We start from the raw sequence: 22,105 nt of genomic DNA on the forward strand, positions 1-22,105 counted from the left end.
CATATACCTGGCCCACCCGCAACGCTTCCGCCGCCCACCCCGGGCCCCGGAGATCCCGACCATCGTCGGGATCAACCACCGAAGAACAACCAACCAAGTCCTGTCTCAGACAGGTTGAGAAATTCCGTGATGGGGGGTGCGTTTGCCGAAAAGTGGTGGGCTTGTCGGAGCTGGCATCCTGGAGACAGCACCACGTCGGACAGCCAGGAGTGAACAGTGACCGCACCAGACCGCGTCGACGTCCTCATCATCGGAGCCGGGATCTCGGGCATCGGGGCCGCCCGCTACCTACGGACCAAGCGTCCGTCGAAGACGTTCACCATTGTCGAGGCTCGTGCAGCCGCCGGCGGAACCTGGGACCTCTTCCGTTACCCGGGCATCCGCTCGGACTCGGACCTGCACACCTTCGGCTACGAGTTCAAGCCGTGGACCGACAAGCAGGCGATCGCCGACGCCCCGCGAATTCTCGACTACCTCCACGAGACGATCGAGGAGAACGACCTCACCGGCCACATCCGGTACCACCACAAGGTCATGGCCGCCGCCTGGTCCTCCGACGACGCACGGTGGCTCGTCGACCTCGAGCGCACCGACACCGGGGAGCGGACGCAGATCAGCGCGCGGTGGATCTTCTGCGGTTCGGGCTATTACGACTACGACGAGGGATTCAGTCCCGACTTCGCCGGCGAGGACCGCTTCCGCGGTCAGATCGTGCACCCGCAGCACTGGCCGGAGGATCTCGACTACGCCGGGAAGCGGGTCGTGGTGATCGGAAGCGGTGCGACGGCCGTGACGCTGCTGCCCGCAATGGCCGAGGAGGCCGCGCACGTGACGATGCTGCAGCGCACGCCGACCTACGTCATCCCGTTGCCGCGTGAAGACGCAATTGCCAACTCGCTGAAGAAGATCTTCGGCGACGAGCGGGGATATGCGCTCACTCGGCAGAAGAACGTCGCGCAGCAGCGAATCCTGTTCGAACTGTGTCAGCGGTTCCCCCAGGTGGCGCGACGAATGATCCGGAAGATCAACAAGTCTCAACTCCCGGAGGACTTTCCGGTCGACGTCCACTTCAACCCGCCCTACGACCCGTGGGATCAGCGCCTGTGCGTGGTGCCCGACGCTGATCTCTTCCGCACCATCCGGTCGGGCAAGGCGTCGATCGTCACCGACCGGATCACGTCGTTCACCGAGACCGGCATCCTCCTGCGGAGTGGCGCCGAACTCGAAGCCGACATCATCGTCACCGCAACGGGACTCAACATCAAGATCATCGGCGGCATCGACCTCACCGTCGACGGCAACCCGGTCTCGCTACCGGACACCGTCGTCTACCGCGGGATCATGCTGTCCGATGTGCCGAACTTCGCACTGGCCATCGGGTACACCAACGCATCCTGGACACTGAAGATCGGGTTGCTGTGCCAGTACTTCTGTAAGTTGCTCGGGTACATGGACTCTCACGGTCACGACGCGGTGTGGCCGGTAGCCGACTCGGGCATGCCCACCCGGCCGTTGCTCGACTTCGGCGCCGGGTACGTCCAGCGCGCTCTCGACACCCTGCCGAAACAGGGACCGCACACCCCGTGGGTGATGTCGATGAGCTACTACGCCGATCGTCGCCTGTTCAAAGGCGATGTCGCCGACGAGAATCTACGGTTTGCGCAGGCGCGGCAACCGGAGGTTCTCACGTAGGAAACACGGACAGAACGACATACCTCGCCGGCTTCACCTGTCGGGCAAGCGAAACAATCAGTCGAACTCTAAGTCCTTCGCGGCCTCTCGCCGGTTCAGTCGCTGGGCGACGACACCCACCCCGAAGCCGTGCAACACGACGCTCGCCAGGACCGTCACGGTCATCGCATACAGCGTCTCGTTGGCGACCATGCCGTCGAGTTCGTTGAAAGCAAGGAGACCGAAGACGATCGACGCGGTTCCGCGTGGCCCGAGGACGCCGATCAGAAGTCGATCACGTGGGCCGATGTCGGTGCGCAGCAGCGCGAGGTAGACGGGAACGATCCGGAGGACGGTCAGCGCGGCGAGGGCCAGAACGACGATCTGCCAGACGAACCCGAGTTCGAAGACCAGCACGGCGGCACAGCCGAAGACGAACCACATCGTGAGGGCCGCGAGCGCACTGACATCGTCGGCGAGGCGCAGTTGCTCGTCGCCCGGACCGTCGGCCCGTGCCGCCTTGTAGGCGATACCGCAGAGGAATGCCGCCACGAAGCCGTTGCCGCCGAGTTGCACCGAACATCCGTAGGCGAGGATCGGGATGAGGACGAGGCTGATCCGGATGGACTGTTCGGTGGCGAGCCCGCGGCGAATGGTGAAGTTCGTCAGTCGCGCGGCGAGGAGTCCGATGACGCTGCCCGCCAACACCGCCCACAGCGCAGACGGCACCGCCTGTTCGAGTGCTTCGGCGGGGGAGGAGGCGTGCTTGTGGTCGCCTGCGAGCGTCAGGGCGAAGATGAAGAGCGGCGCGATGATGCCGTCGTTGTAACCGCTCTCGATGTTCAGCAGGTGTCGCACCCGCGTGGGGAACCGCCGATCACGTACCAGCGACGAGGCGGGCGTCAGGTCCATCGGGGTCACCACGCAGGCGATCAGCAGCGCGACGCCGACCGCCATCGACGGCAGGAGCGCGACACCCAGCAGGGTCGCCAGGGCGACCGACAGCGGCATCGCAATGAGCAACAGCCGCAGAGATGTTCGACGTTCACCGGCGAAGTAGCCGCCTCGCACCTCGATGGCGTCGACGAACAACAGGAGAGCCAGGATCAGTTCGACGAAGGGTTCGGCTGCGTCGGTGTCGAGTGCGTTGCCGATGGAGTTGTTCGTGGTCAGCCCGATCACGAGGCCGGCGACCACCATCACGATGGCCCCGGAGATCTGGAGCCGCGACAACCGGCCCGCGACCAGGGTCCACCCGACGATCACCACGATCGCGATCAGTGCGGGAGTCATCGACCTCGCCCACGTGACAGCATTGTCGGATCTTATCCCGGCCGGCCGCGCTGATCAGGTAGGTCGCAGCGAGATCAGTGCACGTGAGGCAGCTTCGCCACGTCGTGAATCCATGAAGTCGGCTCGCTCCGGACAGCCGTTGCACACGGGTGGACGCGGATAGGCTGACGTGCATGGAGTTCGAGGACATCTTCACCGCGGTGGCGGTCGCATTCGAAGCGCTCGGCGCACTGGCCATGATCACCGGCTTCATCATCGCGCTCGTCCTCGGTGCGCGGTCGTTGTCCCGCAGGGAATCCGGCAGCGAAGCCTTCTCGATCCTCCGGACAACCCTGGGCTCGGCCATCCTCCTCGGTCTCGAGATCCTCGTCGCCGCAGACCTCATCCGCACGATCACCTCGAAGCCCTCGATCGAAGACGCACTGATCCTCGGGATCATCGTGGTGATCCGGACGGTGCTGTCGATGTCCATTCAGATCGAGATCGAGGGCACTCTGCCGTGGCGGCGGGCGGTGCTGACCAACGGCGGTCAGTTGCTGAGCAAGGCGGTGGCACGTGACGCGGCCGCGAGTCGGGCGGTCGAAGAATCGTGATCGGCTGATCGACAACGCGTTCGGACGCCTACCAGATGCGCCTCGGGATGAGGAGTCAGCCGGTGACCCGAAATTGACGGCGATAACTGGTCGGCGACGTCGCGAACGTCGCCGCGAAGTTCTGTCGCATCGTCACGCTGCTGCCGAAGCCGCATCGTTCGGCGATGGTGTCCATTCCGACGTCGGTGGTCTCGAGGAGAACCCGGGCACGATCGAGCGTTGCCGAAGGATCCACTGCGCGGGCGTCGTTCCGGTGACCATCTTGAAGTTCCGCACGAAGCTCCGGGTACTCATGGCGGCCCGGGAGGCGAGATGTTGCACGGTGAGCGAGTCGTCGAGATGCTGCGCGGCCCACTCCATGAGTTCGCCGATCGGGTTGCCTGTTGCCGTCACCGGGACGGGCTGTCGGGTGTATTGCGCCTGACCGCCGTCCCGGTGCGGCGCGACGACCAGGCGGCGGGCGACGTCGTTGGCGACGTCGGCACCCAACCGTTCGCGGACGAGGTGCAGGCAGGCGTCGATCGCCGACGCCGTGCCCGCTGACGTCAACACGTCACCGTGGTCCACGTACAGTACGAGCGAGTCGAGCGGGATGTCGTTGTGGCGCTTGCGTAACGCGTCCATCGCCGCCCAGTGGGTCACCGCCGATCGCCCGGACAGCAGGCCGGCGTCGGCGACCGGGATCGCGCCGAGACACAGCCCGACGATGACCGCGCCACGGTCGTGGCCGTCGATGAGGATCTGGCGGAGAGAGGCGTCGAGCGGCGGGAGATCCTCGGGCCAGGACGGCACGACGATCATGTCCGCATCTGCGGCAGCCTCCGGTCCCACAAGACCGGAGATCTTGTACCCCTCGCCGACGCCGACCTCGCCGCCGGCCATTCGCGCCACTCCCGACCGTACTCTGCGACGACGCATAGTGAGGTGGTCGGTCGACACCCCCGGCCGCCGACAGATGGGAGACCCGACCATGACCACGATCCGCCGCGCACTGATCCTCGTCGACGTCCAGAACCAGTACTTCGACGGCCCGCTGGCCATTCAGTACCCGCCTCGTGACATGAGCGTGCAGAACATCGTCCGACTCATCGACCACGCGAAGGAGCAGCGCATCCCGGTGGTGGCCGTTCAGCACACGTACCCGGCCGACGCGCCGGCGTTCGCGGAGGGGTCGCGATCGTGGGAACTGCACCCGGACGTCGCCTCGCGGGCGACACCGTCGTGGAAGCGGGTGCGCAAGATCCACGGCAGCGTGTTCGCCGGGACCGACCTGGCGGAGTGGCTGCGGGCGCAGGACGTGAACACGGTGACGTTCGCCGGCTACATGACGAACAACTGCGACCTGGCCTCGGCCGCGGGCGCCGAGGAACTGGGCATCGCCGCCGAGGTGGTCTCCGACGCGACCGGCGCCATCCACATCGCGAACGCCGCCGGGAAAGCCTCGGCCGAGCAGGTTCACAACACGCTGATGGCGATCCTCCACTCCAACTTCGCCGCGGTCGCCACCACCGATCAATGGATCGACGCCAGCGCCGGTGGAGACCCGCTCGACAAAGACGATCTGGCGTCCTCAGCCGTGGAAGGGCAGCGGGCATTCGGCGCCTGACGAGCGCGGTTTTATATGTCGACCGTCATAGAGTAGCGTGCACTGCGTTATAGCGGTCGTCATAGTCGCGTGAGGAAGAGTCCTGCCATGCCCACACTCGCCGAACTCGTCTCGGGTTTCGATCCGACCTCGGAATTCGTCGTCCCCACCCAGTGGACGCAGGGTCGTACCGCTTACGGCGGGCTGACCGCGGCCATGTCGGTACTCGCCGCGCAGCTGACCGAGGGTAAGCCGCTACCGCCACTGAAGTCGGCACAGTTCCTGCTCAGCGCGCCGGTCGTCGACGCCGCGACGTTCACCGCCCGCCGACTCCGCGAAGGGCGATCAGCCTCGAGCGTCGCCGTCGAAACCGTGAGCGGGGGACAGATCGCCGCGCACGCGTCGCTGATCTTCGCGCAGCCGCGTCCGAGTGCGATCAGCCATGACCTCGTCGGCGCTCCCGAGGTTCCGGCACCCGAGGATTGTGGGCCGTTCGGCGACGCCTCGGCGCCCCTTCGTCCGGCGTTCGTCGACAACGTCGAGATGGTTCGGGCGGGTGGGACCGTCCCGCTGGGTGACGACGGGGACCCGCGGTTCCTCGCCTGGGTGCGGCATCGCGGTGCCGAGGGAGTGGATCCGACGATCGCGCTGGTCGCCCTCGCCGACGCCCTGCCGCCGGCGACCACGGCCGCGTTCACCGAGTGGGCGCCGATCAGCACGATGAGCTGGTCGCTGCACATCTGCACCGACGACCTGCCGAAGCCGACGGACTGGATGCTCCTGGAATCGTCGAGCACCTTCACGCGCGACGGCTACTCCCATCAGTCGATGACCCTGTGGGACAGTGCATCGCGTCCGATCATCCAGGCCTCACAGACGGTTGCGCTGTTCGCCTGACGAAGCCCGGAGAAGTGCGGCGTTCAACCGCCGTGGGATTCCCTGAGGGCTCGGCCCTTCTCGATGTCTTCCTGGTGGATCTTCTCGTTCTTGTCCGAGACGGTGGTGTCGCGAGGGGGAAGCTGTAGCCGCTCTTCGGCAGCCATACCCGCCTGAAGCTGACGACCACGCTCGAGTTCGGCGTCGAACTCCGCGCCGAAGAGCAGGGCCAGATTGGTCAGCCACAACCACAGCAGGAAGACGATCACACCCGCCAGCGCGCCGTAGGTCTTGTTGTAGCTGCCGAAATTCGAGACGTAGAGAGCGAACGCCGCCGAGGCCACGATCCAGGTGACGATCGCCAGGACTGCGCCCGCACTGATCCACCGGAACTTCGGTTGTTTCACATTCGGTGTCGCCCAGTACAAGACAGCGACGATCACCACCACGAAGACCAGCACCACCGGCCAGCGCACGATGTTCCACACAGTCAGAGCGGTGCTGCCCAGACCGATCGCATCGCCGATGGAACGTGCGATCGGTCCACTGACCGCGAGCATCAGCGCCACAGCAGCGGCGAGGATCAGGGCCACCAGCGTCACCAGCAGCATGGCGGGCCGCAGCTTCCAGATCGGACGGCCTTCATCGACCTCGTACATGCGGTTCATCGCACGACCGAATGCGCCGACATATCCCGACGCCGACCACAGAGCGCCGGCGAGACCGATCACGAGGGCGAGGCCTGCACTCGGCGCGGACACGAGTTGTTCGACGGGTGCACGCAGCGTGTCCACCGCATCCGACGGGCCCAGGTCTTCGACCATCGTCAGCACCGCGTCAACCGTCTTCTCTCCCTGTCCGAAGACACCGAGCAGCGAGACCATGGCGAGCAGTGCGGGGAACAGTGACAGCACCGAGTAATAGGTGAGCGCGGCCGCCAGGTCGGTGCATTGATCACGGGAGAACTCGCGGGCCGTCTTTCGCAGCACGAACATCAGCGACGGCTTGGTGAGGTCGGTGGGCGATTCGGGCTTACGTGGATCGTCTGGATCGGCGAGAGTCGGGTCGTCTTCGACGTCCCGGCCGGCCTTGTCCATGGTCTGCTCGTCCTTGCTCATACCCCGGTGTAGCCGCCGGGTTCGCAGACCAAACTCTCCATGCCTTGACCAGGCCGGACGGGGGAGCGCGCCCGGTGGCGGTCAGCCCGCGGAGGCGACCACACGTGACAGCGCGAGCTCGCGGCCGGCGATGCGCGCGTTCTCCTCGGCCTCGACCTTGAGCTCGGCCGCGATATCGGCGAAGGCATCGAGGGCAGGATTCACACCGACGAGCGTGAACTGACGTTTGACGATCCGGAGGTCGAGTCCCCAGACATCCTCCAGGACGCGGCGCAGCCACGGCGTCGAGCGGTCCCAGCCGTCCCTCGGCGTTCCCGGGTCGTAGTTGCCGCCCTGGGTCGTGACCAGCACCGCGGGCTTGCCACGCAGCGCGGCCGGGTCGACGCCGATCCGCGGATCGGTAGCTGCGAGGTCGTACCAGCCCTTGAAGTGTTGGGAAACACCGAAGTTGTAGAGCGGAACGGTGAGCAGCAACGCCTCGGCCCCGATGACCTCATCCGCGATCTCGGCGGCGACGGCGACTGCCTCGCGTTGCGCAGCGTCGCGGTCGGCCGGCGGGACCGTTCCGGCGATCACGGCATCGCGCCACACAGTCGCGGAAACGGGATCGGTCGACAGATCTCGGCGTGTGACCGTCGAGTCCGGGTGAGCGCTGGTCCATTCGCGCTCGACGAGGTCGCCGAGGGCGCGGCTCGACGACGTGGAGGGGAGGATGCTGGCATCCAGACGGAACAGAGACATTCGAACTCCTCGGGAGCAACTAGGTATTTAGAAGTGACTACTCACAAGGTAGTACCGTCGTCGTCGAAGCGCCACCGGGCGACTAGGATGTGGTCGATGTCCGATATTTCCGCGACCGGCCACGCGCCGCGCACATGCGACGATGCGTTGCGTCGTGCGTTCGGCTTCCTGGGCAAGCGGTGGAACGGCATTCTCATCGCAACGCTGATGAACGGACCGGCGGGGTTCGCCGAATTGCGTTGCGCCGTCGGAGGAATAAGCGATTCGGTGCTGTCCGGCCGACTCTCGGAACTGACCGCGGCCAATCTGGTGGAACGCCTGGTGGATCCCGGACCGCCGGTGTCGGTGTCCTATCAGCTCACCGAGTCGGGGCGCGCACTCATGCCGGCACTGACCGCCCTCACCTCTTGGGCTTGGGAGAATCTGCCGCCGTCGGTGGCGGAGTAACTCGACGGATCAGACTGCGATCCGACACACTTCGTCGACCACGCCCTGCAGGTCGCCCTGGATCATCCTCGTCAGCGCGGCAGGCGTCTCGTCCTTGAAGCCGGTCAGGTCGACCGGATCCCCGAAGGTCACCATCGGTCGGGCCCGATCGCTCTCCGATGAGTAGGCGATACCGGCGGACACGAGCGTGACGTCGACGCCCGCTTTCAACGCACGGTAGGCGATGTGGCCGATCCCGGTTCCGAGCTTCTGCAACCGGGTCACGTCACCCTCGTTGCAGGTCCCCTCGGGGAAGACGGCGATGCTGTCGCCGCGGACCATTCGCTCGACGCAGACGCCGAACATCTGGCGACCGGCCTCCGCGGCGGCCCGGACACCGTGGTCCTTCTGACGGAAGACCGGAATGCCGCCCAGGGTGTCGATCTTGCGTCGCTGCTCCGGGTCCTCGAAGAGTTCGTCTTTCGCCAGCACGCGCAGGTGACCGATGCGGGGACGAAGGGGTGAGCGGAAGCCTGCCGCCGCCAACACCAGCGGATCGCGCTCGGACACATGGTTGGCCGCGACCAGTAACGGTTTGCCGCTGCGGACCGCGCGAACCAGACGATCGCGGGCGGTGAACCCCACGACGGGCCTGATCTTGGCGGCGAGCACCCCGTACATCAACTTCGCGCGTACGCGATCCTGCTGGTGATCGAGGTAATGCGCGTATACGGCCTCAGACCGGGTGAGCTCCACATCCACGTAAGTTACGGTACCGTAGGTTAGTTGTCATGCCCAAGGAACGGCGAAACCAGTCTGTCTGTGGACGACGAAGAACAGCAGGTGGGGGGCTTGAGTCCATGCCGGGGCGATGTTCAGTCAGGCACCACGACGGCTCGACCACGTAGGTCATTGGCGGCCAATCGCCGGTAGGCCTCGACCCCGTCATCGAGCGAGAACCGTTCGACCGCCACCTCTAGGACACCGTCTCGTGCGAGGTCGAGAACCTCGATGAGCTCGTCGCGTGCTCCCCAGTACGGCGCGCGCACCGACACCTCGTAGGGCTGGGTGAAGAAGCCGACCTTCGCCGCGGCGACCATGTCGCCGATGCCCACGATCACCACGTCACCCATGGTCCCGACGACGCCCATCGCGATGTCGAGAGTGGGTTGCAGGCCGACGAAGTCGAAGACTGCGGTCGCACCGTCGTTCCCGGTGATCCTGCGGACGCCCGCGACGGCATCGGCGTCGGAGAGCACCACCTCGTGGGCCCCGACCTCGCGCGCGAACTCGAGCTTCTCGTCGCTCACGTCGAGGGCGATCACTCGCGACGGAGTCAGGTGCCGAAGCAGTTGGATCCCGACATGCCCGAGACCACCGGCTCCGATGACCACTGCCGTGGTGCCACCGACCAGCTTCGGAAGCGATGGTTTGATCGCGTGGTAGGGCGTGAGGCCGGCATCGGTGAGAGGGACTGCATCCACCGGATCGAGGTCGCCGAGGGGCACCAGGTGGCGCGCATTGTCGACGAGCAGGTACTCGGCCATCGCGCCCGGGTTGCCCAAACCCGGTGGTGCGATGCCCAGTTCGCCGGCTCGGCTGCAGTAGTTCTCCAAGCCGCGGGAGCAGAAGTGGCAGACGCCGCAACCCCAGGCTCCGTACACGGCCACTGAGATGCCCTCGGAGATACCGGTGACGCCGGTGCCCACCTCGGCGACCACGCCGGCTCCTTCATGGCCGAGCGTCATCGGAAGGGGATACGGGAATCCTTCTTCGGGCAGGTTGAGGACGAAGTCGTCCGAATGGCAGGCGCCGGCTGCCGTCACCTTCAGGAGCACCTGTCCGGGACCCGGCGAGGGTTTGTCGACCTCACGCAGCTCCGGCAGTTTGCCCGGCTGGATGACCTGAATAGCCTTCATGCGCATACCTTTCGATCCGGCGGATGGTGGACCCGCCTTCCGGTCTACTCCGTCGGTCGCAAAGCCATGCGTCTTCCGTCGAACTCGGCACAATCCGCTCGGCGTGGCAACTTCCTGTTCACCACCGGCGGGATGGGTTCCGTGCCGCGCATCGCACGCATTGCCGGGCCGCGGGGAGGACCTCGAGTCGCTCGGGGTCGATGACCTCGCCGCACGTCTCGCAGCGGCCGTACGCTCCGCGACCGACGCGCTCGAGAGCAGCGTCGATCTCGTCCAGACGAACCCGCGATCGTTCGAGCTGGGCGACCAACTGGCCACGCTCGACGGCGAGTGTCGTCCCCTCCGGATCGTGTTCATCGTCGGAGGCGGCGTCCGCGGTCGACTCGATGACGGCGGCCAGACTCGCAGACAGTGATTCGATGAGCGTCGCGGTTCTCTCGCGCTCGGCGATCAGCGATATTTCCGATTGGTTCGGGCCGGAGTTCGGGTCGGAGTGGATCACGTTGACCGAGCCCAGGTCTGTGGTCGACTCACGGCTCAAGTTGTACGCCGCAGGTACGACGTTCTCGGTCACGCATGAACGTCGCGGAGACCGACGGCGCCGCGCAACCCTGAACAGTTGACGCACCCCACGCAGCCCCCACGCAGCCGACACAGGCCGTGCAGCGGACGCAGCCGACACATCCAGCGCACCGCCGGCACAGCAGACAGGCCACGACACCGACACTGCCGGCGACCCCGAAACTGATTGCGGTGGCGACACTTCCGGCGACGAGCAGGCTGGCCATCGTCGCCGCCGAACCCGTGACGATCGCGCTCGCGACCGTAGCCGCCGAGGAACTGACACCGGCGCTGGCCACCGTGCCGGCCGACCCGGCGACGGCAGCGCTCGCGACGGTGCCGGCCGAACCGGCCACCGCCAGGCTCGACGTGGTCGCGATCGAGCCGGCGACCGCGGTCGAGTTCACGGTCGAGGGTGATTCGACGACAGAAGTCTCATCGCGGGTGAGTGTCCACATGATGTCCATGGTCGCGCAGTCGGAACACGCACGCAGGGGGTTCGGGGGCAACTCACCGGTGTTCCGCGGAACACTCCCGACACTCAGGTCCCGCAGAACGTCTGGAACGACGAGTTGAACTCGTCCGAAGCAGGCGCGGTGTACTTGACCCATTCGACGCGCCGCTCGAACGGGTGCGTCACGACGTCGAGTAACTCCTCGAACGGCGCGAGGTCACCCTCGTGCGCGGCGCGGAGGGCGGCGTCGACCATGTGGTTGCGTGGGATGTAGAGCGGGTTGACCTGATCCATCGCGTCTGCGGTGGTGTCGTCGTCCCGGCCGTGATCGGCGAGCGTCTCGCGCCATCGTGCGAGCCAGGGCGCCGAGACCTCCCGTGGGAGGAGTAGGTCGAGTGGAGCCGTTCGTCCGCGGAGTTCGTCGGCGAGCGCCCGGAAGGCCCCGGTCCAGTCGGCGCGGTGTTCTGCCATCAGGGCCAGCAGGTCGTCGATCAATGCGTGGTCGACAAAGGTATCGGCCAGCCCCAACTTGGCGGACAGACCTTCGTTGAGGTGCTGCTCGTACAGACCGTCGAAGGTGGACAGCGTGGCGGTCGCGATGGCGATCGCCTCGTCCGGCGTGGGGCTGATCAGCAAGAGAAGCGTTTCGGCGAACCGTGCAAGGTTCCATTTCAGGACGGCGGGCTGGTTCCCGAAGGCGTAACGCCCGCCCTGATCGATCGAGCTGAACACCGCTGCCGGATCGAAGGCGTCGACGAATGCGCACGGCCCGTAGTCGATGGTCTCGCCGGAGATGGTGGTGTTGTCGGTGTTCATGACACCGTGCACGAACCCGACGAGCATCCACTGGGCGACGAGGCGGGCCTGACGGTCGACAACGCCCTCCAGCAGCTTCGCGTAGCGGTTCCCACCACCGGTGGTCGGCAGATCGGACAGGTCGGGGTAGTGGCGAGCAATCGCATAGTCGGCGAGGGGTTGCAGGATGTCGCCGTTGCGGGCGGCGAACTCGAAGGTACCGACCCTCAGGTGACTCGCTGCGACGCGCGCGAGCACGGCTCCGGGCTCGACACCGGTGCGGTGAACGCCGCGACCCGTCGCCACCACCGACAGTGACCGGGTGGTGGGCACGCCGAGAGCGTGCATGGCTTCGCTGACCAGGTATTCGCGGAGCATCGGTCCGACGACCGCGAAACCGTCTCCTCCTCGCGAGAACGGCGTCGGACCAGAGCCCTTCAACTGCATGTCGACGCGGTGACCCTCGACGTCGAGCAGTTCACCCAGCAGAAGTGCCCGCCCGTCGCCGAGCAGTGGGGCGTATCCGCCGAACTGATGTCCGGAGTACGCCGTCGCCACCGGTTGCCCGTCGGCGGGCACGGCTGCGCCGGCCAGGATCGCGACCCCGTCGTCGGAGCGCAAGGCCTCGACGTCCAACCCCAACGACGATGCGAGCTGTTCGTTCACGACGAGGAGCTGCGGATCGGGCACGTCGGCTCCCCGCCATTCGACGGTGAGCGGCGTCAGCTCATCGACGAAAGTGCTCTCGAAGCCGGTGATCGCGTCGGACGTGCGGGCGGGGGAGTCGGTGGCAGCCACTCTTCGAGCGTAACCACTCGTCGCGCTGCCCGACTTTCGCTGATGTCTACAGTGCGATGGCGGCGCCGCAGATGCCGCAGGCCTCGAACTCGCGCCGTCCCCAGCGCGCGATCGGGATGAAGAACACGGTGAACTGCTTGAACTCCCGCATCCGGGTCCACTGGGTGGTGTTGTGACAACGGGGGCACGTACGGGTCTGTCCTGCGCCGAGTTGCTGCTGCTTGGGGCCGTATCCGAAGAGGAAGAACACTCCGTCATCGTATGCACGACCGCGACCGGCCCGTCCGGACTGGATCGAGACCCGGCACCCGTCAGTCGCACGCGTGTGCGAACATGGACGCGTGAGCTCGCAGAAGAGGACCGGCCTGACCGCCGTTGACCTGGAATCTCTGTCCGCCGCACTCGCGGCCGGCAAGCGCGTGACCGTCTACCTCCGTGACCCGATGCCGTCCCTCGGACTCGACGCCGGGACTTCGGCGCGGGTTCTGTCCGTCGACGGTTCGACGGTGACGGTGCGGCCCAAGGGCGTCGACGATCAGTTGCCCTTCGAGGCCGACGAACTGCAGCGCGCACGTTCCGCCTCAGCACCCGCGAAGGCAGCCCCACGGTCGCCCAGGACCGCCCCTGCCGACCCGACACCGTCGGTACGCCCTGCGCCGACACCGAAAGCAGCTGCAGTGGAACCGAAGCCGACGCCCGAGCCCACTACGCGTCCGGAGCCCGCACCGCCGCGATCGGCCGCGCCGAAGTCTGCTCCGGCGAAAGCTGCTCGACGGTCGAAGAACTCGACAGCGGCGGTGAGCGTGACCATCACGTCAGCGGGTGAGAGCCTCTGGACGGTGTCGGTGGCGCACGGGACCAAGAAGGGAAAGCCTGCTGAGGTGACCGCTGACCGCGTGGCCCGCGCGATGCAGGAACTCGGCGACGACGCAGCGATCACGGCCGTCGACGAGGTCATCGAATCCGCGCGCGAGGCCGCGCAGAGGAAGATCGAGGAGCTGACGCGCGAACTCGAGAACGCACGAGCAGCGCTCGCTCACCTCGACGTCGGGCCCGCCGAGAGCTGACTCGAGTTCATCCGGCCGGCGGGGCGAAGAACTCCAGCGCGATGTTGTCCGGGTCCCGGAACGATATCCCTGATCCGTAGTGGGCGTGCTTGATGCCGCTGTGCGCGATTCCGGCCTTGTCCAGACGGGCAACCCATTCTTCGAGTTCGGGCCGAGTGCAGGCGAATGCGACATGGTCCAGTCCGACGTTCCGCTCGTCGAAACCGTCAGCATCCGACCCGCTCGAACTATGGGTGTGGAGTCCGAAAAGCGTTCCGCCGGCGAGTGCGAAGACCGTGTGATGGAAGTTGCCGGATTCCTCGTCCTCGTCCAAGACCGGTTTGGCGTCGAACAGGGTCTGGTACCAAGCGGTACTCGCAGCAAGGTCACTCACGGTGATCGCGACGTGGGTGAGAGCGGGAAATGCAGGCATCGGATGCCTCCTCCCAGGAAGGGCGCCGGATGGGAACTCTGGACGCACCGACCAGTTTATCGCCGCAGCCAGAGTTCAGGCCTCAGTCCGGGTCGGTGAACCGAGGTTCCCGGCGGGCCAGGCCGGCGTGCACGGCCTCGAGCTGGTTCGGTGAACCGATCAGCTCGACCTGCAGTGTGCTCTCCAGCAGCAGCGCGGCCGATGGGTCGGTACCGGTCCAGGTCTCGTCGTAGAGGCGCTTCGCGGCGCGCACCGCGTGGGGCGACTTCGCCGCGATCTGGTGGGCGAGGTCCAGGGCGCGGGCGAGCGGGTCGTCGGCCGTGCCGGTGACCAGCCCGAGCTCGTGGGCCTCGGCTCCCGAGAGCACACGACCGGTGAAGGTGAGTTCTTTGGCCACGTCGGCCCGAAGGAGGCGCGGGAGCGTCTGGGTCATACCCATATCCGGCACCAGGCCCCACTTCACCTCCATGATGGACAGTCGTGCGTCGGGGGTCGCGTAGCGGATGTCGGCGCCGAGCGCGATCTGCAGGCCACCTCCGAAGCAGTTGCCATGGATCGCGGTGATCACCGGCGCCGGCACGTGACCCCAATCGAGAGACACCCGCTGCGCCTGGTTTCCGCGGTCGGCGTCGTCTCGATCCAGCAGAGAGTCGGCGAGCCCATCGCCGCCGAGTGATGAGATGTCGAGGCCGGAACAGAAGCTCTTCCCGGCTCCGTGGACGACGACCGCCCGCACTCGACGATCCGCCGCCAGGTCGCCCGTCACCGCGAGCAACGCGTCGAACATCGCGGGGTCCAAGGCGTTGTGCTTGTCCGCCCGATTGAGCGTGACCGTCGCGACGCCCGCATCGTCGACATCGAGCAGAATCCGTTGTTCCGTCATCGTCTTCACCACCTCGCCGTGTGTCGTCGGCCGTGCGATGGGCCCGGCCACGTACTCCGAGCGCTTACACTACGGCGGTGGCGGAATCAGTCTGGGAGTTCACCGAATCCGATGGTTCGGTCGTCGTGCACACCGATGTGGGCGGGCGGGCGGCACGCACCGGCCACCGACTGACGATCGCGATGCGCACCTGGTCGGCGTCGGTGACACTGACCGACGACCTCGTGCCGACGAACCTGAGCGCCACGATCGCGGTCGACTCGATGCACGTGGAATCCGGGGAAGGTGGACTCACCCCGATGACCGGTGCCGAGAGGTCACTGGCCCGCATGAACGCCCTGAAGTCCATGGGCGCCGACAAGTACCCCGAGATCACCTATGCGGCAGATACATTCAGCACTACGGACGGTGGTTACCGAGCCGACGGAGTGCTGACGATCCACGGTCGGTCACACCCGCATGGGCTGGACCTGCAGGTCGTCGAGACCGCCGATGGTTGGCAGATCTCGACCGAGTCCACCATCACTCAGAGCGACTTCGGGATCAAACCGTATTCGCTGATGATGGGCACGCTGAAGGTCGTCGACGACGTCCGCGTCGTCGTCGAGGTGGCCCGCACTCGCTGACCAGCGGTGGCCGCGCGCCTGACTTGGCTCCGGTGCGAGTGCGTTCCGGTCGGTACGCTCGATGGTGCGCGATTTGTCCGCCTGGTCCGTCAGCCCTCGCGGGCTTGCGCCGGACGAGCCCGTCGGACACGCACGAGCTGGAGAGAACCGTGGAAGCACTGATCCTGATCGCCGTCATCGTCCTGATCGTCGTCGGGGTGGTGGTGATCGCTCAGCAGCGCTCGGGCACCAACGCGGCCCGAAACCTGGACGACGCGAAGGCCGACGCCCGACAGGCGATCGAACGGCTCGGCGGGCAGGTGTTCATGCTGATCGGCGACGGCCCGGCGTCGAAGCAGGCTCTCGCCGACGCGGGCGAGCGCTATACCGCGGCGGGGTCGCAGATCGAGCAGGCCAACTCACCCGCGCAGGCGCGCCTGGCCAAGCAGACCGCCATCGAAGGCCTGTACTACATCCGCGCGGCGCGGATCGCGATGAACCTCGATCCCGGTCCCGCCATCCCCGAACTCGAGGGCCGGCAGAGGGCGGGCAAGGTCACCGAGGATCGGAAGGTCGAGTTCGAAGGACGCCAGGTCGAGGCGTCGCCCAACCCGTCTGATCGGACGCCGAACTACTACCCGGGTGGCCGTGTCGCCGGGCGGCCGGTTCCGGCCGGCTGGTACTCCGAGCCCTGGTGGCGGCCGGCGCTCGTGGCGGGCGCCTGGGGTGTCGGATCGATGTTCCTGTTCTCCGCGATGTTCTCCGGCATGGCCGGCGTCCCGTACGACGCCCAGGGCTTCGAGAGTGGCATCGGCGATGGATCCGACATGGGAGCCATCGACGGTGGCGCCGGAGGCGACGACTTAAGCGGGGGTGCCCCCGGCGGCGATGGCGGTTTCGGCGGAGACGGTGGTTTCGGTGGAGACGGCGGCGGTTTCGGTGATTTCGGTGGCGGAGGATTCGACTTCTGATCGACCTGAGGGGCATCGAAAACCGCGGTGTGTAGCCATCTTCGAGATGTCCTCCACCGGCAACGACCGCTCGGCGACTCGTGGTTCGATGTGCGGGTTTTGCGGCACGGTCCGCTCAACGGCGAAGAGGTCTCAGTACCTGGAATGGGCATAGACGTACAGCAAATGGAGCATCTTCGCATCCGCATGATGAGCCGGATGCAGCTCCTCCGCGACACAGACTAGAGCCGGCCTTGTCGACCCACTCGTAGCTTCCACCCTCGAACCCACTGGTCAGCGCACCGGCTATGGGTCAATCGCCCGTCCTTCGATTTTGGTGACACAGGTCACTCGACGCCCATATAGTTACCCAATGCCACTTAGTCATCTAAGTGACAGAGGACGGCGGCGCCGTTCCTGATCCCCAATTGAAAAGGACACACCGATGAAACCGTTCAGAGGCTCGCGCGTCGCCAAAGTGGTGGCCGCATCGTTCGCGGTGGTCGCGCTCAGTGCGACAGCTGCATGTGGCAGCGACGACAGCGGTGACGGCTCCGCGTCGGAGAGCGTCGCCGCACCGGAGGGTTCCTTCCCTGGGACTGCGGCCAGTGGCGAGCCGGTGAAGATCGGTCTCATCAACAACGAGGGCGGACAGGCCATCTCGATGCCCGAGAACCGGGAAGCGGCCGAAGCCGTCGTCAAGTACGCCAACGAGAACCTCGGCGGAATCGGTGGCCGGCCCATCGAACTGGTCATCTGCAAGCAAGGTGAAGACGCCAATCAGGCCCGAGACTGTGCCAACAAGATGGTGGAGGCCAAGGTCTCTGCCGTCCTCATGACCAGTAGCGGCCAGGGCAATTCGATGGTCCCGATCATCACCGGGGCCGGCATTCCCTACGTTTCCGCAGCGGGTCAGGCATCGTCGGAGCTGACCACCGACGGTGCGTTCATGTGGACCGCAGGCCTGCCCGGCGCGCTCACCTCGATGGCGAAGTACTCCGCCAACCAGGGCATGAAGAACGTCACGGCCTACGTCATCGACGTCCCGGCAGCGACCGCCGGTGTCCAGGCGATGGGCGCCCCCGCCTTCCAGGCCGCGGGAGTCAACCTCAAGGTCGTTCCGATCCCGCCGGGCACCCCGGACGCCACTCCGCAGGTGAGCGCGGGCCTCGGCGACAACCCCGACGGTGTGGTCGTCATCGGTGAATCCACCCTCTGCACATCGGTGTTCAAGGCACTGGGCACGGTATCGACGACGGCCGAGAAGATGACCATCCAGCCGTGCTCCGATCCGGCCGTGGTGGAAGCGGTCGGCAACCAGAACCTCAACGGCACCAAGGTCTTCACCGCCTCGGTCATCAACGCCGACGATCCCGAGACGCAGCTCTACAAGGCGATCATGGCCAAGTACGCGCCCGACACCGACATCGAAGGATTCGCGATCATCGGTTACCAGGGCATGCTCGGCCTGGTCCGCGCAACCGAGTCGGTCCAGGGGACGGACACGTCGCCGGCCGCGTTGACCGCCGCGATCAAGTCCGCCAAGGACGTTGTCCTGCCGGCCGGTTACGGTCTCAAGTTCACCTGCGACGGCAAGGCGATGCCCGGCATGGTCTCGGTGTGCGGCAGCGGAGGAATCGTCGAGACCTTCGAAAACGGCGAGCTCGTCGACCCCCAGCTCGTCTGACCTGACGAACGTTCACCACACCCGCACGATCATCCGGAAGTCGGTAGATGACCCAAGATATTCAGTTCTTGCTCCTAGGGCTCGGCAACGGCGCTGTCTACGCAGCATTGGCACTGGCCCTGGTCATGACCTATCGGAGTTCGGGTGTGGTGAACTTCGCCACCGGTGCCATCGCGCTGTACATCGCGTACACGTACGCGTACCTGCGCGACGGCGAGCTTCTCATCCCGATCCCGGGGTTCCCCAAGACAATTGATCTCGGGGGACCCCTGGGATTGGCACCCGCCATGGTGATCGCACTCCTGATCGCCGCCGGCCTCGGCGCCCTTCTCTATCTCTGCGTGTTCCGAATGCTCAGGACCGCACCAGCCACGGCCAAGGCGGTCGCCTCGATCGCCGTGATGTTGGTGATCCAGGCTCTGCTCGCCGCCCGGGTGGGTACCAGCCCGGTGTCGGTGGATGCGATCCTGCCCACCGACATCATCGAGATCGGAGACATCCGCGTTCCCGCCGATCGCGTGTGGATCGCGGCACTGGTCGTCGTGCTGACGGTGCTGTTGATCCTCGCCTTCCGCCTGACCCGATTCGGTCTGGCCACCCGGGCAGCCGCCGAATCGGAGAAGGGCGCAATCGTCGCGGGCCTGTCACCCGAGCGCATCGCGTACGCCAACTGGGCACTGTCGACGATGATCGCAGGTCTGGCAGGCATCCTGATCGCCCCGATCGTCCCGCTGATCCCGGTGTCCTACACGCTCTTCATCGTGCCGGCCCTCGCCGCGGCGCTGGTCGGCAACTTCTCCGCGATCGGTCCGGCGGTCGCCGCCGGTCTGGGAATCGGTGTCTTGCAGTCGGAGATGACACATCTCCAGGCATCCGTCAGCTGGATGCCACAGTCCGGGATGGCCGAGCTCATACCCCTGGCGATGATCCTGATCTTCCTGGTGGTGCGCGGCAAACCCCTGCCGACCCGTGGTGCGATCATCCAGAACACTCTCGGTGCCGCACCACGACCACGAAACCTGTTGATCCCCACCATCGTCGGTGTCGTGGTCGCGCTGGGGTTCCTGATCTTCACCGAGGGCAGTATCCGAGGCGCGGTCATCGTCACCTTCACGGTGGCGATCATCGCCCTGTCGCAAGTGGTGGTCACCGGGTTCGCCGGCCAGATCTCGCTGGCGCAGCTGACCCTTGCGGGAGTCGCGGCGTACACGATGTCGCGCCTGACCACCGATTGGGGCGTTCCGTTCCCGATCGCACCGGTGTTGGCGGCCCTGGCGGCAACGGTGGTGGGTGTCGTCGTCGGGCTCCCGGCACTGCGGATCCGGGGCCTGCCGGTCGCGGTCGTGACGCTCAGCCTCGCGGTGTTCCTGGAGGCGTTCTGGTTCCGCAACAACGAGTTCAACGGCGGAATCGACGGGGCGGTCGTCAAAGATCCGTCGCTGTTCGGTCTCGACCTCGGCATCGGCTCCGGAAGCACCTATCCCAACATCGCATTCGGCATCCTGTGTCTGATCGTCCTGACGCTGGTCGGCCTGGGCGTCGCCCGGCTGCGGACCAGTCGTCTGGGTGCCTCGATGCTGGCCGTTCGCGCCAACGAACGCTCCGCCGCCGCCGCCGGGGTCAACGTGTCACGAACAAAACTGGTGGCCTTCGCAATCGGCGCGTTCATCGCCGGGATCGGCGGCTCCCTCATGGCCTATCAACAGACCGTGGTGGTTCCCGAGTCCTATGCCGCCATCGCCGGAATCGGCATGTTCGCACTGGTGTACCTGGCCGGCGTCACCTGCGTCTCCGGCGGCGTCCTCGCGGGCATCATGGGCGCCGGCGGCATCCTGTTCGTGCTGCTCGATCGCACGGTCAACCTGGGCACCTACTACCACGTCATCACCGGCGTGCTCCTGGTCATCACCATCATCGCCAACCCCGAGGGCATCATCTCCGAGGTCCACAAGGCGGCGAACTGGTTGCGCAACAGAATCTTCGGCAACCGCAAGGAAACCGATGCCGACCTCGACCTCACCATCTCGTCCGAGGCCGACACCAAGAACGCCGAGGGGCCTCGCGCGCCTGGGGAAGTCATCCTGTCGTCCAAGGGAATCGGCGTCCGGTACGGCGGCGTCACCGCCGTCGACGATGTGTCGTTCGACGTCCGCGACGGCGAGATCATCGGCCTGATCGGCCCCAATGGAGCCGGAAAGACCACCTTCATCGACGCCATCAGTGGCTTCGCCGACGCCACCGGCAGTGTCAGCCTGGACGGCGACAGCCTCGACGGGCAGCGCCCCTATCAGCGCAGCCGCCACGGCCTGGGTCGCACGTTCCAGGGGATCGAACTGTACGACGACCTGTCGGTCCGTGAGAACGTCGCGGTGGGCGCCACGGCCGCTCGACACCGTCCGAACACAGCAACGCTGGGCGACGACGACCTGGACCGCCTCTTCGAGCTGTTGCATCTCACCCCGGTGGTGGACCGGCAGGTGAAGGAACTCTCGCAGGGGCAGCGGCAACTCGTCTCGGTCGCCCGCGCACTCGCCGGACGACCTCGAGTGGTCCTGCTCGACGAACCGGCTGCCGGCCTCGACAGCACCGAGAGCGTCTGGCTCGGACACCGCCTGCGTGCGATCCGTGATGCTGGGGTGACCGTCGTGATGATCGACCATGACATGGAACTGGTTCTCGCAGTGTGCGATCGGATCGTCGTCCTCGACCTGGGAAAGGTGATCGCGATCGGCACACCCGACGAGATCCGCACCGACCCCGCTGTCGCCAGCGCCTACCTCGGCGCCACCCACAGCGGTGAGGAGCTGAAAGCATGAGCCACGTACTCACCTGCACAGGTCTGGACGCCGGGTACACCGGCCGCCCGTGTGTCCGCGGATTCGATCTCGAACTCGCGGCCGGGGAAGTGCTGGCACTCCTCGGGCCGAACGGGGCGGGCAAGACGACGGTGCTGATGACACTGGCCGGGTTGCTCCCGAGCCTGGCCGGCGAGGTGTCGATCGACGGTCACAAGGTGAAGTCCGGACACGCACGGAGCGCCGCGAAGGCCGGACTGGTGTTGGTTCCCGACGACCGTTCGTTGTTCACCTCGCTCACCGTCGAGGAGAACCTGCGGCTCTCCGTCCGGTCTCGGCGTTCCTGGCCGACGGAACGGGACACCATTGTGGAGACCTTCCCCCAGCTCGCCGACCGGCTCAAGGTGGCCGCCGGTGCACTCTCCGGAGGCGAGCAGCAGATGCTCGCGATCGGACGGGCTCTCGTTCAGCACCCCAAGGTCCTGCTGATCGACGAACTCAGCATGGGCCTGGCGCCGGTCATCGTCGAACGCCTGCTGCCTATCGTCCGCGCCGTCGCCGACAACACCGGCACCGCAGTGATTCTCGTGGAACAGCACGTGCAACTCGCCCTTGGTGTCGCGGATACCGCGATGGTCATGCGGCACGGAAATCAGGTACTGCAGGGCAATGCGTCGGAGCTGGCCGCGACACCCGAGGTGATCGAGAACGCGTACATGGGTGAGGCGTTCGCTGGACCCTGACATCGCGGTGGTGTGCCACACGCCACGACTACGGGGCGGACGTCCGCGGCTGTGACCTGCGAGGACCATCGTTCTGCGGTGTCGAAACCGGGGCCTCGGCCGTGTCCGTACAGAGGTCGTTGTCAGCCAGTTT

General features: G+C 66.2%; 24 protein-coding genes. 12 read left to right on the forward strand and 12 right to left on the reverse strand.

Annotated features, from left to right (window positions below; genetic code table 11):
• Positions 1 to 216: 216 nt before the first annotated feature.
• A complete protein-coding gene (locus BJF87_RS14075) occupies positions 217 to 1,692 on the forward strand; it encodes an NAD(P)/FAD-dependent oxidoreductase (RefSeq protein WP_075863347.1) in 1,476 nt (491 codons plus the stop codon).
• Positions 1,693 to 1,749: 57 nt separating this feature from the next.
• Here the strand turns inward: BJF87_RS14075 and BJF87_RS14080 are convergent, their stop codons facing one another.
• Positions 1,750 to 2,964, reverse strand: coding sequence for a sodium:proton antiporter (locus tag BJF87_RS14080; protein WP_042376969.1), 1,215 nt, complete (start codon positions 2,962 to 2,964; stop codon positions 1,750 to 1,752).
• A 173-nt stretch (positions 2,965 to 3,137) separates the two neighbouring features.
• Here BJF87_RS14080 and BJF87_RS14085 point away from each other — a divergent pair, with 173 nt between their 5' ends.
• Positions 3,138 to 3,557 (forward strand): DUF1622 domain-containing protein, encoded by a 420-nt coding sequence (locus BJF87_RS14085; protein ID WP_006357574.1) that lies wholly within the window; start codon positions 3,138 to 3,140, stop codon positions 3,555 to 3,557.
• A 55-nt stretch (positions 3,558 to 3,612) separates the two neighbouring features.
• On the opposite strand, the gene BJF87_RS27110 is transcribed toward BJF87_RS14085, so the two are convergent.
• Together BJF87_RS27110 and BJF87_RS14090 are read right to left on the reverse strand one after the other, a co-directional pair.
• Entirely contained in the window at positions 3,613 to 3,732 is a 120-nt protein-coding gene (locus tag BJF87_RS27110) for a hypothetical protein (RefSeq protein ID WP_316042966.1), read from the reverse strand.
• A complete protein-coding gene (locus BJF87_RS14090; protein WP_316042967.1) occupies positions 3,690 to 4,439 on the reverse strand; it encodes a DJ-1/PfpI family protein in 750 nt (249 codons plus the stop codon). The genes BJF87_RS27110 and BJF87_RS14090 overlap by 43 nt, the downstream gene beginning before the upstream one ends.
• A gap of 88 nt (positions 4,440 to 4,527) precedes the next feature.
• Between BJF87_RS14090 and BJF87_RS14095 the strand changes: the two genes are divergently transcribed.
• The gene (locus BJF87_RS14095) at positions 4,528 to 5,163 is read left to right on the forward strand and encodes an isochorismatase family protein (protein WP_040004002.1); all 636 of its coding nucleotides are present in this window, start codon (positions 4,528 to 4,530) and stop codon (positions 5,161 to 5,163) included.
• A gap of 87 nt (positions 5,164 to 5,250) precedes the next feature.
• Positions 5,251 to 6,039: a thioesterase family protein gene (locus BJF87_RS14100; RefSeq protein ID WP_006357578.1), complete on the forward strand. Its 789-nt coding sequence runs from the start codon at positions 5,251 to 5,253 to the stop codon at positions 6,037 to 6,039.
• Positions 6,040 to 6,062: 23 nt separating this feature from the next.
• Here BJF87_RS14100 and BJF87_RS14105 read toward each other — a convergent pair whose 3' ends face one another.
• Positions 6,063 to 7,136: a YihY/virulence factor BrkB family protein gene (locus BJF87_RS14105; protein WP_075863348.1), complete on the reverse strand. Its 1,074-nt coding sequence runs from the start codon at positions 7,134 to 7,136 to the stop codon at positions 6,063 to 6,065.
• An 81-nt stretch (positions 7,137 to 7,217) separates the two neighbouring features.
• The gene (locus BJF87_RS14110; RefSeq protein ID WP_075863349.1) at positions 7,218 to 7,877 is read right to left on the reverse strand and encodes an NAD(P)H-dependent oxidoreductase; all 660 of its coding nucleotides are present in this window, start codon (positions 7,875 to 7,877) and stop codon (positions 7,218 to 7,220) included.
• 96 nt (positions 7,878 to 7,973) lie between these two features.
• On the opposite strand from BJF87_RS14110, the gene BJF87_RS14115 reads away from it, so the two are divergent.
• The gene (locus BJF87_RS14115) at positions 7,974 to 8,324 is read left to right on the forward strand and encodes a helix-turn-helix domain-containing protein (protein ID WP_075863360.1); all 351 of its coding nucleotides are present in this window, start codon (positions 7,974 to 7,976) and stop codon (positions 8,322 to 8,324) included.
• A 9-nt stretch (positions 8,325 to 8,333) separates the two neighbouring features.
• Here BJF87_RS14115 and BJF87_RS14120 read toward each other — a convergent pair whose 3' ends face one another.
• From BJF87_RS14120 to BJF87_RS14130, 3 genes are all read right to left on the reverse strand, one after another.
• On the reverse strand, positions 8,334 to 9,065 hold the full coding sequence (locus BJF87_RS14120; RefSeq protein WP_035752412.1) for a 1-acyl-sn-glycerol-3-phosphate acyltransferase: 732 nt from the start codon (positions 9,063 to 9,065) through the stop codon (positions 8,334 to 8,336).
• 113 nt (positions 9,066 to 9,178) lie between these two features.
• Entirely contained in the window at positions 9,179 to 10,222 is a 1,044-nt protein-coding gene (locus BJF87_RS14125) for an NAD(P)-dependent alcohol dehydrogenase (RefSeq protein WP_075863361.1), read from the reverse strand.
• A 118-nt stretch (positions 10,223 to 10,340) separates the two neighbouring features.
• Entirely contained in the window at positions 10,341 to 10,739 is a 399-nt protein-coding gene (locus BJF87_RS14130; protein WP_075863362.1) for a TraR/DksA C4-type zinc finger protein, read from the reverse strand.
• A 236-nt stretch (positions 10,740 to 10,975) separates the two neighbouring features.
• Between BJF87_RS14130 and BJF87_RS26105 the strand changes: the two genes are divergently transcribed.
• Positions 10,976 to 11,359, forward strand: coding sequence for a hypothetical protein (locus BJF87_RS26105; protein WP_155829491.1), 384 nt, complete (start codon positions 10,976 to 10,978; stop codon positions 11,357 to 11,359).
• On the opposite strand, the gene BJF87_RS14140 is transcribed toward BJF87_RS26105, so the two are convergent.
• Together BJF87_RS14140 and BJF87_RS14145 are read right to left on the reverse strand one after the other, a co-directional pair.
• A complete protein-coding gene (locus BJF87_RS14140; RefSeq protein ID WP_006357586.1) occupies positions 11,325 to 12,830 on the reverse strand; it encodes a YdiU family protein in 1,506 nt (501 codons plus the stop codon). The genes BJF87_RS26105 and BJF87_RS14140 overlap by 35 nt on opposite strands.
• A gap of 46 nt (positions 12,831 to 12,876) precedes the next feature.
• The gene (locus BJF87_RS14145) at positions 12,877 to 13,080 is read right to left on the reverse strand and encodes a zinc-ribbon domain-containing protein (RefSeq protein WP_035752409.1); all 204 of its coding nucleotides are present in this window, start codon (positions 13,078 to 13,080) and stop codon (positions 12,877 to 12,879) included.
• A 91-nt stretch (positions 13,081 to 13,171) separates the two neighbouring features.
• Between BJF87_RS14145 and BJF87_RS14150 the strand changes: the two genes are divergently transcribed.
• Positions 13,172 to 13,897, forward strand: coding sequence for a DUF6319 family protein (locus BJF87_RS14150; RefSeq protein ID WP_244216526.1), 726 nt, complete (start codon positions 13,172 to 13,174; stop codon positions 13,895 to 13,897).
• A 7-nt stretch (positions 13,898 to 13,904) separates the two neighbouring features.
• On the opposite strand, the gene BJF87_RS14155 is transcribed toward BJF87_RS14150, so the two are convergent.
• Positions 13,905 to 14,309 (reverse strand): VOC family protein, encoded by a 405-nt coding sequence (locus BJF87_RS14155; protein ID WP_006357589.1) that lies wholly within the window; start codon positions 14,307 to 14,309, stop codon positions 13,905 to 13,907.
• An 82-nt stretch (positions 14,310 to 14,391) separates the two neighbouring features.
• Complete coding sequence (locus BJF87_RS14160) at positions 14,392 to 15,192, reverse strand: crotonase/enoyl-CoA hydratase family protein (RefSeq protein WP_042377036.1); 801 nt, start codon at positions 15,190 to 15,192, stop codon at positions 14,392 to 14,394.
• A 77-nt stretch (positions 15,193 to 15,269) separates the two neighbouring features.
• Here BJF87_RS14160 and BJF87_RS14165 point away from each other — a divergent pair, with 77 nt between their 5' ends.
• The 5 genes from BJF87_RS14165 (at position 15,270) to BJF87_RS14185 (ending at position 21,972) form a co-directional block, all read left to right on the forward strand.
• Positions 15,270 to 15,818 (forward strand): YceI family protein, encoded by a 549-nt coding sequence (locus BJF87_RS14165; protein WP_006357591.1) that lies wholly within the window; start codon positions 15,270 to 15,272, stop codon positions 15,816 to 15,818.
• Between the two features lie 149 nt (positions 15,819 to 15,967).
• Positions 15,968 to 16,768 carry a hypothetical protein gene (locus tag BJF87_RS14170; protein WP_006357592.1) on the forward strand — a complete coding sequence of 267 codons (801 nt, stop codon included), beginning with the start codon at positions 15,968 to 15,970 and terminating at the stop codon, positions 16,766 to 16,768.
• Between the two features lie 424 nt (positions 16,769 to 17,192).
• Positions 17,193 to 18,434 (forward strand): ABC transporter substrate-binding protein, encoded by a 1,242-nt coding sequence (locus BJF87_RS14175; RefSeq protein WP_075863351.1) that lies wholly within the window; start codon positions 17,193 to 17,195, stop codon positions 18,432 to 18,434.
• Between the two features lie 47 nt (positions 18,435 to 18,481).
• Positions 18,482 to 21,250 (forward strand): branched-chain amino acid ABC transporter permease/ATP-binding protein, encoded by a 2,769-nt coding sequence (locus tag BJF87_RS14180; RefSeq protein ID WP_075863352.1) that lies wholly within the window; start codon positions 18,482 to 18,484, stop codon positions 21,248 to 21,250.
• Positions 21,247 to 21,972, forward strand: coding sequence for an ABC transporter ATP-binding protein (locus BJF87_RS14185; protein WP_075863353.1), 726 nt, complete (start codon positions 21,247 to 21,249; stop codon positions 21,970 to 21,972). The genes BJF87_RS14180 and BJF87_RS14185 overlap by 4 nt, the downstream gene beginning before the upstream one ends.
• Positions 21,973 to 22,105: the final 133 nt, after the last annotated feature.

Source organism: Gordonia sp. CNJ-863 (genome assembly GCF_001942325.1).
Classification (GTDB): Bacteria; Actinomycetota; Actinomycetes; order Mycobacteriales; family Mycobacteriaceae; genus Gordonia; species Gordonia alkanivorans.

Bases quoted from the DNA above. Each gene is read 5' to 3' on its own strand.
- BJF87_RS14080 (WP_042376969.1), bottom strand. From the start codon at position 2,964: ATGACTCCCGCACTGATCGCGATCGTGGTGATCGTCGGGTGGACCCTG.
- BJF87_RS14110 (WP_075863349.1), bottom strand. From the start codon at position 7,877: ATGTCTCTGTTCCGTCTGGATGCCAGCATCCTCCCCTCCACGTCGTCG.
- BJF87_RS14185 (WP_075863353.1), top strand. From the start codon at position 21,247: ATGAGCCACGTACTCACCTGCACAGGTCTGGACGCCGGGTACACCGGC.
- BJF87_RS14115 (WP_075863360.1), top strand. From the start codon at position 7,974: ATGTCCGATATTTCCGCGACCGGCCACGCGCCGCGCACATGCGACGAT.
- BJF87_RS14095 (WP_040004002.1), top strand. From the start codon at position 4,528: ATGACCACGATCCGCCGCGCACTGATCCTCGTCGACGTCCAGAACCAG.
- BJF87_RS14085 (WP_006357574.1), top strand. From the start codon at position 3,138: ATGGAGTTCGAGGACATCTTCACCGCGGTGGCGGTCGCATTCGAAGCG.
- BJF87_RS14125 (WP_075863361.1), bottom strand. From the start codon at position 10,222: ATGAAGGCTATTCAGGTCATCCAGCCGGGCAAACTGCCGGAGCTGCGT.
- BJF87_RS14180 (WP_075863352.1), top strand. From the start codon at position 18,482: ATGACCCAAGATATTCAGTTCTTGCTCCTAGGGCTCGGCAACGGCGCT.
- BJF87_RS14175 (WP_075863351.1), top strand. From the start codon at position 17,193: ATGAAACCGTTCAGAGGCTCGCGCGTCGCCAAAGTGGTGGCCGCATCG.
- BJF87_RS14100 (WP_006357578.1), top strand. From the start codon at position 5,251: ATGCCCACACTCGCCGAACTCGTCTCGGGTTTCGATCCGACCTCGGAA.
- BJF87_RS14090 (WP_316042967.1), bottom strand. From the start codon at position 4,439: ATGGCCGGCGGCGAGGTCGGCGTCGGCGAGGGGTACAAGATCTCCGGT.
- BJF87_RS27110 (WP_316042966.1), bottom strand. From the start codon at position 3,732: ATGGACACCATCGCCGAACGATGCGGCTTCGGCAGCAGCGTGACGATG.
- BJF87_RS14155 (WP_006357589.1), bottom strand. From the start codon at position 14,309: ATGCCTGCATTTCCCGCTCTCACCCACGTCGCGATCACCGTGAGTGAC.
- BJF87_RS14105 (WP_075863348.1), bottom strand. From the start codon at position 7,136: ATGAGCAAGGACGAGCAGACCATGGACAAGGCCGGCCGGGACGTCGAA.
- BJF87_RS14160 (WP_042377036.1), bottom strand. From the start codon at position 15,192: ATGACGGAACAACGGATTCTGCTCGATGTCGACGATGCGGGCGTCGCG.